Raw genomic sequence first — 13786 nt, forward strand, 5'->3', positions numbered from 1 at the left:
GTTAGCGTCAACATCTCAGCGCAGTGGTTGATGGTCAGATTTATTCGTGTTACCACACTCTAAATCTGATCATTTCGACTGTTGCGAACAATGTTCGCTCTATTTCCAACTTCCAACTGTCTCCCAGACAGTTGGAACTATGCGGGGGCGGGCTAAAATAGTCCAGTAGACTATTTTAGCCCGAGCCTATTGTTTGGAAGCGAGGAAAACTCTTTTCTATCAGTCAAGTTCTTTCACGCTCCCCAAAACGGCGCCCTTTGGCTCTCATCCAAGGGCGCTTTTCTTTAGAAATTAGAAAGAGGAAACCATGGCACATTTCTCAGGATTCTATAAAAAATCACGTCAAGAACGCATTGATATTCTCCATAACCATCGTTCCCTATCCGAAGATAGCCTAGACATTCTTTACAAGGATGAAAATCTGTCTGAAGCAATTGCAGGTAAGATGGCGGAAAACCATCTGGGAACTTTTTCCCTGCCCTTCTCTGTTCTGCCTGAACTGCTTGTGGATGGACAAATGTATTCTGTACCAATGGTCACTGAAGAACCTTCTGTGGTTGCAGCTGCCTCTTTCGGAGCCAAAATCATTGCCCGGTCTGGCGGTTTTACAACCACCATCCACAACCGCATCATGATTGGACAGGTAGCACTTTTTGATGTTCCTGACCATAGCAGAGCAAAACAAGTTATTCTTGACCAAAAGGACAATATTTTAGAAACTGCCAATCAAGCCCATCCATCTATTGTGAAACGAGGCGGTGGCGCCCGTGATTTGACGGTGGAAAGCAAGGAAGATTTTCTAATTGTCTATCTTCAGGTGGATGTTCAAGAAGCCATGGGCGCCAATATTTTAAATAATATGCTGGAAGCCATTAAGGATGACTTGGAAGAATTCAGCCAGGGACAGGCCTTGATGGGTATTCTTTCCAACTACGCAACGGAATCCCTGGTCACTGCCCAGTGCCGTCTTTCCATCCCCAGTCTTGCAACTAGCTCGGCTATTGCCCAAGAAACTGCTCAAAAAATCGCCCTGGCTAGCAAGCTGGCCCAGGTGGACCCTTATCGTGCTGCGACCCATAACAAGGGGATTTTTAATGGTATTGATGCAGTAGTGATTGCGACTGGAAACGACTGGCGGGCGGTGGAGGCCGGCGCTCATGCTTTTGCTAGTCGTGATGGCCACTATAAAGGGCTATCCACTTGGACAGTTGACGGGGAGCATTTGGTCGGCTCCATCACCCTGCCCCTTCCGATTGCATCGGTCGGTGGCTCCATTGGACTCAATCCCAAGGTGGCAGTTGCTTTTGACCTGCTCAAGCAGCCCAAGGCCCGCCAACTAGCCTCCATCATCGCTTCTGTCGGGCTCTGTCAAAACTTTGCAGCCCTGCGTGCCCTAGTCACCTCTGGCATTCAGGCGGGACACATGAAACTCCATGCCAAATCCCTAGCCCTGCTTGCTGGCGCTGAGGAAGATGAAGTAGACAAACTAGCCCAGCTCTTGCGTCAAGAAAAACACAGCAACCTTGAAACTGCACAAAAGCTCTTAGCCAAAATGAGAGAACACTAAAAAAGAGGGAACCCCTCTTTTTTTAATCAATTAGTTGCTCCATACGGAATTTTTGTGGTTTCATACCCAAACGGTCATAAAATCGAACAGCCCCCGCATTGTCTGCCAATACATCCAAGGTTAGATTGTGGCAGCCTTGCTCCTTGGCATAAGAGAGAGCAAATGTATACAATTGCTCACCAATTTTTTGACCACGCGCAGAACTAGCCACACACAGATCATCAATATACAAGGTCTTGACTGGTTCTAATACATCACCAGTCGCAGTCGTGATTTCACAAAAAAGATGACCAACAACTTGACCTTCCAGTTCATAAACAAAAACTGACTTAGCAGGATTGTCCAATAACTGCCTTAATTGTTCCTCAGAAAATTTTTGACCCTCACTCTTAAAAATATCTGGTCGAGCCTGATGGTGAACCTGTAAGATATCTTGCAATAATTCATTTAATACTGGAATATCTGATTGTGTAGCTTTACGTATGGTCATAAAAATCTCCTCTTACTTTTGTTCTCTATTATAACAAAAGTTTGTTTTTTAACAAAATAGGTCTAAAGACCGATGAATTATATAAAAATTCGGTTATACTATAAGTGTATCCTAAAATTTTTCATAAATCTCCTTAAAAACCGGTCCTTGACTGGTTTTTTTGCTATTCTTTCCGCTGTCACACTCTCTTATGAAAACTAACTTGTTAGGTCAAACTATTCATGCTATACTAGTGAAAAACAAAAAGGAGATTCTTTTTATGAATAAAGTGAAAAAGAAAATTTACCGTAATACACCTGCCTTTACCTTAATGGCTTGGGCTTCCTTCATCTTCTTCGTTGCCTTGATCTTGATTGGTCTTTATACGCTGAAAGAGCCTCTCATGGTTAAAGGCTACTATCTCATGGGTTCTGTTGGTTTGATTTCATCATCCTTTACGGTTTCAAAAGTCGTTCGTGACAACCAGGAAGACGAAGATAACTACAACCACTTGTTGCAACAAGCAGCACTTGGCCCAGACGAAGAAAAATAAATTGATTCAAATAATATACTATTGGAGGAATAATCAGCTACTGGTTGTTTCTTCTTTTTTACCCCTTATTGATTCAAGAGTCTTTTGCTTCATCTCCAACCTCCCAGAGTCACTCCCATGACTATTTGACGCAAAAGGCTTTTGCTTCATCTCCAACCTCCCAGAGTCACTCCCATGACTCTGGGAGCCCCAAAACACAGAAAAAAGCCCGTCGGACAAGCTAGAAAGCTTGATATGACGGGCTTTTTGATGCTTAGCCTCGCTCTTTTGTTTTTTAGCGAGGGATAAACCAGTCTATTCCCAGTTTTGCTCTCCCGTTTTCAAGCAAAAGATAAAAAGGTCCACTGGACCTTTTTATTATTTTACAGCGTCTTTAAGAGCTTTACCAGCTTTGAATGCTGGAACTTTTGATGCTGCGATTTTGATTTCTGCACCTGTCTGAGGGTTACGACCTGTACGTGCTGAACGCTCACGAACTTCAAAGTTACCGAAGCCGATCAATTGTACTTTTTCACCAGCTGCAAGGTAGTCTGCTACTGCTGCAAATACTGCATCAACAGCTGCTGCTGAATCTTTTTTAGTCAATGAAGTTGCTTCTGCAACTTTTGCAATCAAATCTTGTTTATTAGCCATTTTGCTAAGTCCTCCAATAATTTTCTGAGATTTTACTCACTTTTATAGTGTACCGAAATTTAGCCATTTGGTCAAGTTTTTAATGCTGGTTTCTTACCTTTTTCTGTATATATCAACAATAATTTGGTCGTTGTATAAATCAATGGTATTGGCCTGACCGTAAAGGCCAAATTTATTGTCCAATTCTGTTATTTTTAACTGAATTGCTGCCTCTTGAGAATTTATTTTGACAAAGGTGGGTAATTTGTAGTTTTTTTGCAGATAGGCTAAAACTTCTGCCTTGGGCAAGGACAGATTTCCTGCTGAAATTTCCAATATTCGTAGAAGAACATTGCCATCTTCCATTTTGAGAGGTTGAAAATAGATATAGAGGGGAATTTTCGCACCAAAAACCTGATAGGTTCCTTCAAAAACAACCTGTTGGTTAGTCACAAATAATTGGTAAGAAAAATTCTCCGTTTGATAATCTTTTAAATAGTTGGCAATGGTTTGATTAAGGGCTTCACGATTGGTCGCGAAAGTCCCCACTTTTGCATCTGTCTGGCTAGATGGTACCAATTCCGTCATATTTTCTCTCTTAACTTGGATACGATTGAGAAAAACCAGACCCGCCCCCAATGTTAGAGCCAATTGAACCAAGAAGAGCCATTTCCAGATATTAAGGTTTCCAGCTTTTCTCAGTTTCATACATCTTCTCCAATAGTGCTTTTTTCATGATTTCATATCCCGTATTATTGGGATGAAAATGATCATCTTCGTACAATAAATTATTTGTGCTAGCCGAACTCGACTGGCTAAGCCCCATCTCGCCTTCCAAACCTTTATAGAGCAAGTCATTGATTTCTACAAAGTAAACATCCTTGTATTTTTCCGTGATTTGCTTGGTTGTCTGATTCCATTTATCAACCACAGTCTGCATCTCGGTCAATTCAGGAAAACTAAGATAGAAGGGATTGTAAATTCCCAAAATATAGATAGGGAGATCAGCATTCTCCTGTCTTACCCGTTTGACAATCTTTTCTAGATTTCTCCCGTATTCCCTTGCCGGCTTATCAAAGATAGAGAGCTTGAGGTTACTTAAATTACTGACAATGACTTTACGAAGATCATTTCCACCGACCGTCACGGTTAATAAATCAGCTTCTTTTAAGGCCTGTTGGAGTTCCTCATTCTCCTTCATCCGCTTCAAGATTTGCTTACTGGTGTTGCCGGAAACTCCAAAATTTTGAGCGTCTACCTCATAACCGTACTCATTGACTAGCGACTGGGCAAGCAAGGGGACAAAACCACCTCGACCTGTCACATCCCCCACTCCTTCTGTCAAGGAGTCCCCGAGAGCCAAATAGCGAAATTTCCTATTCACTGAAAGACCTAGCTCTTCCTGACTGATGCGTGACGGCGCCTGTGGGATTAACTGATGGAATAGGAAGATTGACCCTAATAAACAGAGAAAAAAGAAGACAAGTCCCTGTATCAACTTCCTATTATTCATAGCGAACTAGGATAGCCCAGGCATCCTCACCCGTGTGGGTTTGGATGATAGAACCTGTTTCCAATACAGAAATATCTGTTTCTACATGGGGCTGGAGCAAGTCTTTTACTTCATGGGCAAAGTCCGCCTTGCCTGAGTAGGAAATACCAATTTCTGCAACATCTTTATTGTTCAATCCGCTCGCAAATTCATCCAACCATTTTTTGAAAGTCTTATTGCCACGCCCTTTGACAATCGGGGTTAATTGATGGTTCTTCATTTCCATGATAACTCGAATGTTGAGCAAACTGCTGAGCATACCTTGCACACGACCGATACGACCGCCCTTGACAAGATTTTCTAGGGTAGATACCCCGATATATAGTTCAGTCTTATCTTTGACCTCTTCAATGGCCGCAAGGATTTCTTCCTTGTTAGCACCAGCTTGTGCCAGTCTAGCCGCTTCCACTACCTGAAATTTTGCTGCCTGGTCGGTAAAGCCAGAGTCCAGAACAGTCACATCTGCACCAGACAAGGTAGCTCCTTGACGGGCTGCTTCAACCGTACCTGATAGGGCATGGGAAAGAAGGATCGCAATAATCTGACTACCATCTTTAGCTAATTGGCTAAATGTTTCCGCAAAGAGACCTACCGGTGGTTGACTGGTCTTCGGTAAGTGCTTGGCTCCTCTCATCAAGTCGAGAAACTCACCTTCTGATAAGTCGCTATCTGAATAGACAACCCCATTCACCATAACAGACAAAGGAATGATGGTAATCCCCAACTCCTTAGCCAAACCAGCTTCTATTGTAGTACTAGAATCTGTTACAATTTTAATCTTCATCATCAAGTGTCCTTCCGTTCTCTTCTGTATTATCCTTTATTATAACAAATTTCAAGCTAAAAATAAACATAAGAACAAAAGCAAAAAAGGCTAGTTGCCTAACCTTTTTCAACTAATTCTTTTGCTTGACTGCGGGCCGCATCCGTAATCTTGTCACCGGCCAACATCTTGGCAATTTCCTCAATACGCTCCTCTTTGGTCAATAGGCGGACACGGGAAACGGTCGAGTGGTCATCAGATATTTTCTCAATAAAAAACTGATAATCCGCGATGGCAATCACCTGTGGCAAATGCGAGATGGCCAGGACCTGACCATATTGTCCAATTTTATAAATCTTCTGGGCAATGGCCTGGGCAACACGGCCTGAAACTCCTGTATCCACCTCGTCAAAGACGATGGAGGTCTTGCCTTCCTTACGGGCAAAGGGTGACTTGATGGCCAACATCAAACGAGATAATTCTCCACCAGAGGCAACCTTGACCAAAGGCTTGAAGTCTTCACCAGGATTGGTAGAAATGTAAAACTCCACCGTTTCATTCCCCTCTCTGTTAAACTTGCCCTTGGTAAAACGAACCTGGAAGCGAGCTTTTTCCATGTACAAGTCTTGTAATTCTTGACGGATAATCTCTTCCAGCAACTGAGCCAATTCATGTCGGGACTGGCTGAGCTGACTGGCTAAGGTCACTAATTCCTTCTCCATGGTCTTGAGTTGCACTTCCAAGTCATCTCCAGATAAGTCATTTCCTGTTAGAAGATTGTATTCTTCGCTGATCTTTGCAAAATAATCCAAGACATCATCGACCGTTCCACCGTATTTTTTAGTAATGGTGTGGAGCAGGTCCAACCGACTTTCTAGCTGCAACAGGCGATTGCCATCGAAGTCTAGATTATCCACCACATCACTGAGGCGTTTGGTCACATCTTCAACAACATAGTAGGCCTCTGTCAGACTGCTAGAAAGCTGCTTGTATTCTGGGTCAAATTCTTCTAAGCTTTGCAGGTCCCCCATGGCTGAACGAAGGTTGTTCAAACTTGAAAAATCTTCATTGTCCAACAGAGCATAGGCATTGGTCAAGGTATCTGCAATCTGCTTATGGTTGAGTAGCTTATCCCGCTCTTGATTAAGCTGAACATCTTCACCAGACTGCAGGTCTGCTGCTTCAATCTCAGCAATTTGGTATTCCAGCATCTCAATGCGGGCCTTATGCTCCTGCTCATTTTTCTGCTTTTCGAGCACTCGTTTGCGGAGGCTACGATAGGCATCAAAAGTGGTCTGATAGCGGTCTTTTAAAGCCCAAAACTCATCTTCTCCAAAGCTGTCTAAAAGACGGATATGGTGCTGGGCCTTCATCAATTCTTCCTGGTCATGTTGGCCGTGGATATCCACTAGGTGCTGACCGATTTGTTTCAAGACAGACAAATTAACCATCTGTCCATTGACACGGCTCACGGAACGGCCATTTTGTAGGATTTCCCGACGGATAATGAGTTCGTCCGCAACTTCAATCCCCTGTTCACTCAAAATCTGTTCCAGAGCTCTGCTATTTTCAAAGGAAAAAAGCCCCTCAATCTCCGCCTTGACTGCTCCGTGGCGAATAACATCCGTCGTCGCACGCGCCCCTAACATCAGGTTCATGGCATCGATGATAATAGACTTGCCGGCCCCCGTTTCACCAGATAGGATGGTCATCCCCTTTTCAAAATTGAGTGATACTTGTTCAATAATGGCAAAATTCTTAATCGAAACTTCTAATAACATGACCTACCACCCTTTTATCGTACGTTCTAAATTGGGGATGGTTTCCTGGTCCTTCAGAATGAGCAGAATACTGTCATCGTCAGCAATGATTGAAAATATTTCTTCTTGAAAATACTCCAAAATCTGTCTTTTTACGACCGTTGCACTCCCTGGTACCAATTTTAAGTTGACCATCTTGTCCATGACTGCAAAATCAAGAATATTATTGGACTTGACCTTGACTAGGCTACTTTTAGGCAAGCCATAGACATATCCCTTGTCAGCTGATGGAACCTTGATAATGCCCAATTCCTTGATATCACGGGACACAGTAGCCTGGGTTGCATGAACCCCCAAGGCTTCCAAGCGTTCCACAATTTCTTCCTGAGTATCAATGGGAAATCGGACTACCAAATCTTTAATGACTTCTAATCGTTCTCGTTTATTCATCCTTCTTAAATTCCTCGTGTGCTTGATCGACTATATTTCTTATTTCACTGTGTTCAATCGGGCTAGGCTGGTTTGATTTTTCCAAATGAGCTAAAAATTCCGTGTTACCATGACCGCCTTGAACAGGTGAAAAACTAAGGCTCTTTACAGAAAAACCGGTTACGACAGCCATAGCAGTCACATCTTCCAAGACCTTGATGTGAACTGCCTTATCCTTGACAATTCCGTTCTTACCGATATGCTCCCGACCTGCTTCAAATTGGGGTTTAACCAAGGCTACAACCTGACCACCGTCTACCAAAATCTTGTGAAGAGCTGGTAAAATCAAGCCTAGAGAGATAAAACTGACATCAATCGAAGCAAAACTTGGTTGACCCACTTCAAAATCAGCCAACTCAGCATAACGGAAATTGTACTGTTCCATGCTGATGACACGCTCGTCCTGGCGCAATTTCCAAGCCAGCTGATTGGTTCCGACATCAACAGCATAGACCTGCTTGGCGCCAGCCTGCAACATAACATCCGTAAATCCGCCTGTCGAAGCCCCAATATCAATGGTCGTTTGCCCCTCAACTGATAGGTCGAAAACCTGCAAGGCCTTTTCCAATTTCAGACCACCACGGCTGACATACTTGAGTTTCTCTCCCTTGAGCTTGAGCTCAACTCCCTCGTCAATCTTCTCGCCAGGTTTGTCGTATCGCTCGCCGTTGATAACTGAAATAACTAGCCCAGCCATAACACCGCGCTTGGCCTGCTCTCTGGTTTCAAAAAGCCCCTGTTTGTAAGCCAGTACATCTACTCTTTCCTTAGCCATTGATTCGTAAACTTTCTATGATTTTTTTGATTTCTTCTCTTGAAAACGGGACTAGTTGAGCCACTTGATCTAGCTCACTGCTTGCTTGATTCAGGCTGTCTTCTAGAAAGACTTTTGAGGCCTCCAAGCCCATCAGAGCTGGGTAGGTAGATTTCTCTGCCAATAGATCCTTTTGCGGTGTTTTTCCGATTTCCTCAAAAGTGGCCGTCACATCCAATATATCATCCCGCACCTGAAAGGCTAGACCGACTAATTGACCTGCTTTTCGCAAAAGGTGGATAACCTCATCTGACTGTCCAGCAATCAAACCAGCTGCGACAAAGGGAAAGGTCAATAATTTTCCAGTCTTATTGGCATGGATGGCTTGTAATTGTTCGAGAGATAATTTTTGTCCCTCGCCTGCCATATCCAAGACCTGACCAGCAACCATTCCAAAAGTCCCTGATGCCTGAGAAAGCTCTCTCACGAGAGCAAGGATGGTCACAGCTGGCAAATCTACCTGAGCCAAAAAACCAAAAGGATCTAAAAACAGACTGTCCCCTGCTAAAATAGCTGTCGCTTCGTCGAATTTCTTATGGTTGGTCAAACGTCCCCGACGGTAATCATCATCGTCCATGGCTGGCAGATCATCATGTATCAGACTACCAGTGTGAATGAGCTCGACACAGGCAGCTACTTGGTAATGAGCTTGTTTTAATTCCACTCCAAAAGACTCCAAGAGGGTTAAGAGGAGCAAGGGACGAATTCGTTTCCCGCCAGCCTGTAGCGAATAAAGAACCGCTTGGTTGAGGCGTTCTGCTACCTGAGGTTCATAAAAACCTGCCATGGTTTCCTCAAGTTGCTGCAATTTACTGGCTCCCATTAGTTCATCTCCGCTTCACTGCCATCTGCCTGCATGACCTTGACCAAGGTCTTTTCAGCTTCAGCAAGTGTCTTTTGTAAATCCTTAGATAAAACCATACCCTTTTGAAACTCGGCAAGTGCCTCTTCCAAGGCTACATCCCCACGCTCCAATTTGGTTACAATTCCTTCTAATTCAGCTAAATTTTCTTCAAATGTTTTTGTCTTTTTGGACATGATTTACCTCCACATCAAGTTGACCATCCTTCATCTGAATGGTCAGGTGTTCACCCTTTTGTATCGTTTCCACACTGTCTAAAACCCGACCATCTTGTAAAAGCATGGCATAGCCACGAGCTACAATGCGACTGGTATCTAGCATGGTCAAGGCCTCAATCAGCTTGTCTGCCTTGGACATCTTGTTATCATAAATATTGGCCATATTGCTCTTCAAGAGTCGTTCCTGCTGGATAATTCTTTCTTGGAAACTCTCGACTTTACGGCCAAGTTGTAGGCCTTGTAGGCGTTGATTGAGTAATAAGCTAGCCTGTTTCTGCTGGCTATATACTTCTTTCATCCGTGTCTGCAACTGATTGGTCAAGCGGTCTAATTTTTGCAAATAACCATCGTATAAGCGTTCAGGCTGTCGAAACATAACTGATTGGCTAATTTTCTCAAGCTGACCTCTCAGGAATTTCAAGCGATTGGTCATGGCCTGATAGGCTCGATTTTCCTGCTGACTTAAATAGCCCAGCAAATCTGCCTTGGTCACAGGGGTCGCCAATTCTGCTGCAGCTGTCGGAGTGGCTGCCCTTCGGTCTGCCACAAAGTCTGCCAGAGTTGTATCTGTTTCGTGACCCACACTGGAAATGATAGGAATACGTGATTCAAAAATAGCCCGAACCACTATTTCCTCATTGAAAGCCCACAGGTCTTCAATAGAACCACCGCCACGACCAACAATGAGGACATCCAAATCATCACGCTCATTGGCTTTTTGGATATTGGCAACAACTTCCTGGGCAGCCCCATCTCCTTGCACCTTGGTCGGATAGAGGACAATCTCTACGCCTGGAAAACGTCGACTGACTGTGGTAATAATATCTTGAATGACCGCTCCACTAGGACTGGTAATGACACCGATTTTCTTAGTAAACCGTGGCAATTCTTGCTTGAATTCTTGCTTAAATAGTCCTTCCTGGGTCAGAGCTTGTTTGAGCTGCTCAAACTTGATAGCCAAGGCTCCAATACCATCTGGCTCTGCCTTTTCAATTATGATGGAATAAGCACCACTAGGCTCGTACAATTGCACACGACCAACCGCATTGATTTTCATTCCCTCTTCAAGATCAAAGCCCAGATTTTTGTAGACACCAGCCCACATGGTCGCTTGGATGACCGCCTTGTCATCCTTGAGCGAAAAATATTGATGGCTAGGTCGTTTGCGGAAATTGGACACTTGCCCTGTTAAATAGACCTTCTCCAAATAAGGATCGCGGTCAAACTTTAATTTTAAATACTTAGTTAGATGGCTAACCGTTAAATATTCAACCATGTCCACTCCTTCTGTCTGTATCTCTACCATTATACCAAAAATTGCACATTTATACAGAACTGGACACATCATTTCCAATAGCTTTCCTGTGTTTTTTTCTGCAATTTGCTATATAATAGTTTGTGAGAAAAAGGAACTTGATAACAAGTTCTAAGGAGATTTATATGAAAATTGATGATTTACGAAAAAGTTCCAATATTGAAGACCGCAGGGGACAAAGAAGCTCCGGTTCGTCTTACTCTGGTGGTTCAGCTGGTGGAAATATCTTACTTAGCCTGCTCTTCTCCCGTCTGGGATGGAAGGGAAAATTGGTGCTAGTGGTCCTCCTCTTTGCCTTTGGTGGCATGTCCAATCTAGGTGGTCTACTTTCACCAACAACCAACACCAATCCATATCAGTCTAGCCAGGTTACGACAAGTGGTAGCAGTGTTTCTGACGCAGATGCAGAATTCATGAGTAAGGTACTGGCCTCAACAGAAGATTTTTGGACACAAGAGTTTGCAAGAAATGGTCTAACCTACCAAGCACCAACCCTTGTTTTCTATACGGACCAGACCCAAACAGGCTGTGGAACCGGCTCTGCTCAAGCCGGCCCCTTCTATTGTTCAGCTGACCGAAAGATTTATATCGATACTTCTTTTTATCAAGAACTTGCTAGCAAATACAAGGCTGCTGGTGACTTTGCCATGGCCTATGTCATCGCTCATGAGGTCGGTCACCATGTCCAAAATGAATTGGAAGTCCTTGGTGCCTACCACCAAAAACGTGCTCAATTATCAGACAAGGAAGGCAATGCCCTCAATGTCCGTCTAGAATTGCAAGCTGACTACTATGCAGGAGCCTGGGCCAAATATGTCGATGGTCAGGGTATCTTAGATGTTGGCGATATTGATGAAGCCATGAATGCTGCCCATGCAGTTGGTGATGACACTCTTCAACAAGAAGCCTACGGCCGTACTGTCCCAGATAGTTTCACCCACGGTACTTCTGAGCAACGTAAAAAATGGTTTAACCTCGGCTATACCTATGGTGACCTTGCCCACGCCGACACCTTCTCAGTAAGCAATCCATAAAAGCAATCCCCAGTTTCATGACTGGGGATTTTCTTATAAAAAAATGAGGTCAGCTCTTGCCAACCTCGCCTACTTACCTATTTCCCACTTCTGACACAAGCCTCATAAGTTTGCTCCATGAGCATGGTAATGGTCATAGGGCCAACTCCACCTGGAACAGGGGTAATATGACTAGCAACTTCTGCTACCTCATCATACTTGACATCCCCAATCAGTTTGCCATTTTCATCACGGTTCATGCCCACGTCAATCACTACTGCACCTGGCTTGACAAATTCCTTGGTTACAAAATGTCCACGACCAATCGCAACGACTAAAATATCCGCCTGACGAGCCAATTCTGCAAGATTTTTTGTACGTGAATGAGCGATGGTTACAGTTGCATTGGCATCCAAAAGGAGCTGGGCCATAGGTTTGCCAACGATGTTGGAACGACCAATAACCAGAGCTGTTTTGCCTTCTAAATCTATCTGGTATTCCTTGAACATTTCCATAATACCCGCGGGTGTGGATGGAATCATGACCGGGTGGCCTGACCAGAATTTACCCATGTTGGTCGGGTGGAAACCGTCCACATCCTTGTCTGGATCAATGGCTAACAAGACTTTCTCTTCACTGATATGGGATGGTAGTGGCAACTGTACCAAGATCCCATGCCATGCATCATCTTGATTGTAGCGCTCAATCAATTCCAAAAGTTCTTCTTCTGAAATGCTAGCTGGCACTCGTACAACCTCACTCTTAAAGCCAGCAGCAAGGGCTGAACGTTCTTTATTGCGGACATAGACCTGACTGGCTGGGTCTTCTCCAACCAAAATAACGACCAAGCCTGGTACCAGGCCCTTTTCCACTTTTAATCGAGCTGTTTTTTCTGCCAGAGCTGCCTGCATTTTGGCTGCCAAGGCCTTTCCATCAATCACTGTCATTGCTTAAAATCTCCTCATTTTTTCTTCATTATACCCTATTTGCCACTGATTTGACTAGGTTCTCACCCAATTCATCTGAAAACAGCAAAAAACTCCGAACAATGTCGGAGTTCCCTTTACAAGACTTTGGATAAGAAATCCTTGGTCCGTTCTTCCTTGGTGTGTTCAAAAACTTCTTCTGGAGTTCCATCTTCAACAATGTAGCCTCCATCCATAAAGATAACACGATCTGCCACTTCACGCGCAAAGCCCATTTCATGGGTTACGATTACCATAGTCATACCTGACTTGGCCAAGTCCTGCATAACCGCAAGTACCTCACCAACCATTTCAGGATCAAGAGCAGAAGTTGGTTCATCAAAGAGCAAGACATCTGGATCCATGGCCAAACCACGGGCAATAGCAATCCGCTGTTGCTGACCACCTGATAGACTTTGTGGATAGGCATCCGCCTTGTCAGGTAATCCAACTTTTGCCAACAATTCATGTGCCTTAGCCTCTGCCTCTGTCTTAGCAATTCCTTTTGTCTTAATAGGTGACAGGGTAATATTTTCTAATACGGTCATATTTGGAAAAAGGTTAAACTGCTGGAAAACCATCCCCATCTTCTCACGCATCTTGAAAATATCATTTGATTTATCCGTAATATCGACACCTTCAAAAGTCACCGTTCCCTTGGTCGGTACCTCTAAGAGATTCATGGTACGCAAGAATGTTGACTTCCCAGAACCAGATGGACCGATGATGACAACCACTTGACCTTGCTGGATATCTAAATCAATCCCTTTTAAAACTTCATTTTCACCAAAATACTTATGAAGATCTTTTATAGAAATAATTGCTTCTGTCATC

At 43.7% G+C, this 13786-nt stretch carries 16 protein-coding genes; 3 read left to right on the forward strand and 13 right to left on the reverse strand.

Annotated features, from left to right (window positions below):
- Window positions 1-307 precede the first annotated feature (307 nt).
- Entirely contained in the window at window positions 308-1567 is a 1260-nt protein-coding gene (locus C1G49_RS04255) for a hydroxymethylglutaryl-CoA reductase, degradative (RefSeq protein ID WP_105124737.1), read from the forward strand.
- A 22-nt stretch (window positions 1568-1589) separates the two neighbouring features.
- Here C1G49_RS04255 and C1G49_RS04260 read toward each other — a convergent pair whose 3' ends face one another.
- Entirely contained in the window at window positions 1590-2057 is a 468-nt protein-coding gene (locus tag C1G49_RS04260) for a GNAT family N-acetyltransferase (RefSeq protein WP_105124738.1), read from the reverse strand.
- Window positions 2058-2316: 259 nt separating this feature from the next.
- On the opposite strand from C1G49_RS04260, the gene C1G49_RS04265 reads away from it, so the two are divergent.
- Window positions 2317-2589: a YiaA/YiaB family inner membrane protein gene (locus C1G49_RS04265; RefSeq protein ID WP_105124739.1), complete on the forward strand. Its 273-nt coding sequence runs from the start codon at window positions 2317-2319 to the stop codon at window positions 2587-2589.
- Between the two features lie 357 nt (window positions 2590-2946).
- On the opposite strand, the gene C1G49_RS04270 is transcribed toward C1G49_RS04265, so the two are convergent.
- The 10 genes from C1G49_RS04270 to xseA all read right to left on the reverse strand — a co-directional run bounded on the left by C1G49_RS04270 (window position 2947) and on the right by xseA (window position 10935).
- The gene (locus tag C1G49_RS04270; RefSeq protein ID WP_105106668.1) at window positions 2947-3222 is read right to left on the reverse strand and encodes an HU family DNA-binding protein; all 276 of its coding nucleotides are present in this window, start codon (window positions 3220-3222) and stop codon (window positions 2947-2949) included.
- Window positions 3223-3315: 93 nt separating this feature from the next.
- A complete protein-coding gene (locus C1G49_RS04275; RefSeq protein ID WP_105124740.1) occupies window positions 3316-3909 on the reverse strand; it encodes a YpmS family protein in 594 nt (197 codons plus the stop codon).
- On the reverse strand, window positions 3881-4714 hold the full coding sequence (locus tag C1G49_RS04280) for an SGNH/GDSL hydrolase family protein (RefSeq protein ID WP_105124741.1): 834 nt from the start codon (window positions 4712-4714) through the stop codon (window positions 3881-3883). The genes C1G49_RS04275 and C1G49_RS04280 overlap by 29 nt, the downstream gene beginning before the upstream one ends.
- On the reverse strand, window positions 4707-5540 hold the full coding sequence (locus tag C1G49_RS04285) for a DegV family protein (protein WP_105124742.1): 834 nt from the start codon (window positions 5538-5540) through the stop codon (window positions 4707-4709). The genes C1G49_RS04280 and C1G49_RS04285 overlap by 8 nt, the downstream gene beginning before the upstream one ends.
- Window positions 5541-5635: 95 nt before the next feature.
- On the reverse strand, window positions 5636-7297 hold the full coding sequence (gene recN / locus C1G49_RS04290) for a DNA repair protein RecN (protein WP_105124743.1): 1662 nt from the start codon (window positions 7295-7297) through the stop codon (window positions 5636-5638).
- A gap of 3 nt (window positions 7298-7300) precedes the next feature.
- Window positions 7301-7726, reverse strand: coding sequence for an arginine repressor (locus C1G49_RS04295; RefSeq protein WP_105124744.1), 426 nt, complete (start codon window positions 7724-7726; stop codon window positions 7301-7303).
- The gene (locus C1G49_RS04300) at window positions 7719-8540 is read right to left on the reverse strand and encodes a TlyA family RNA methyltransferase (protein WP_105117511.1); all 822 of its coding nucleotides are present in this window, start codon (window positions 8538-8540) and stop codon (window positions 7719-7721) included. The genes C1G49_RS04295 and C1G49_RS04300 overlap by 8 nt, the downstream gene beginning before the upstream one ends.
- Window positions 8533-9402, reverse strand: coding sequence for a polyprenyl synthetase family protein (locus tag C1G49_RS04305; RefSeq protein ID WP_105124745.1), 870 nt, complete (start codon window positions 9400-9402; stop codon window positions 8533-8535). The genes C1G49_RS04300 and C1G49_RS04305 overlap by 8 nt, the downstream gene beginning before the upstream one ends.
- Window positions 9402-9617 carry an exodeoxyribonuclease VII small subunit gene (locus C1G49_RS04310; RefSeq protein ID WP_029186527.1) on the reverse strand — a complete coding sequence of 72 codons (216 nt, stop codon included), beginning with the start codon at window positions 9615-9617 and terminating at the stop codon, window positions 9402-9404. The genes C1G49_RS04305 and C1G49_RS04310 overlap by 1 nt, the downstream gene beginning before the upstream one ends.
- Window positions 9592-10935 carry an exodeoxyribonuclease VII large subunit gene (xseA, locus tag C1G49_RS04315; protein WP_105124746.1) on the reverse strand — a complete coding sequence of 448 codons (1344 nt, stop codon included), beginning with the start codon at window positions 10933-10935 and terminating at the stop codon, window positions 9592-9594. Before xseA ends, C1G49_RS04310 begins: the two co-directional genes overlap by 26 nt.
- A gap of 164 nt (window positions 10936-11099) precedes the next feature.
- Here xseA and C1G49_RS04320 point away from each other — a divergent pair, with 164 nt between their 5' ends.
- Window positions 11100-12008 carry a neutral zinc metallopeptidase gene (locus tag C1G49_RS04320; protein WP_105124747.1) on the forward strand — a complete coding sequence of 303 codons (909 nt, stop codon included), beginning with the start codon at window positions 11100-11102 and terminating at the stop codon, window positions 12006-12008.
- A gap of 77 nt (window positions 12009-12085) precedes the next feature.
- Here C1G49_RS04320 and C1G49_RS04325 read toward each other — a convergent pair whose 3' ends face one another.
- Both C1G49_RS04325 and C1G49_RS04330 read right to left on the reverse strand, forming a co-directional pair.
- On the reverse strand, window positions 12086-12934 hold the full coding sequence (locus C1G49_RS04325) for a bifunctional methylenetetrahydrofolate dehydrogenase/methenyltetrahydrofolate cyclohydrolase (RefSeq protein WP_105124748.1): 849 nt from the start codon (window positions 12932-12934) through the stop codon (window positions 12086-12088).
- 116 nt (window positions 12935-13050) lie between these two features.
- Window positions 13051-13785, reverse strand: coding sequence for an amino acid ABC transporter ATP-binding protein (locus C1G49_RS04330; protein WP_105124749.1), 735 nt, complete (start codon window positions 13783-13785; stop codon window positions 13051-13053).
- Between the last annotated feature and the right edge of the window lies 1 nt (window position 13786).

The organism is Streptococcus suis, assembly GCF_002960625.1.
Taxonomy (GTDB): Bacteria; Bacillota; Bacilli; order Lactobacillales; family Streptococcaceae; genus Streptococcus; species Streptococcus suis_T.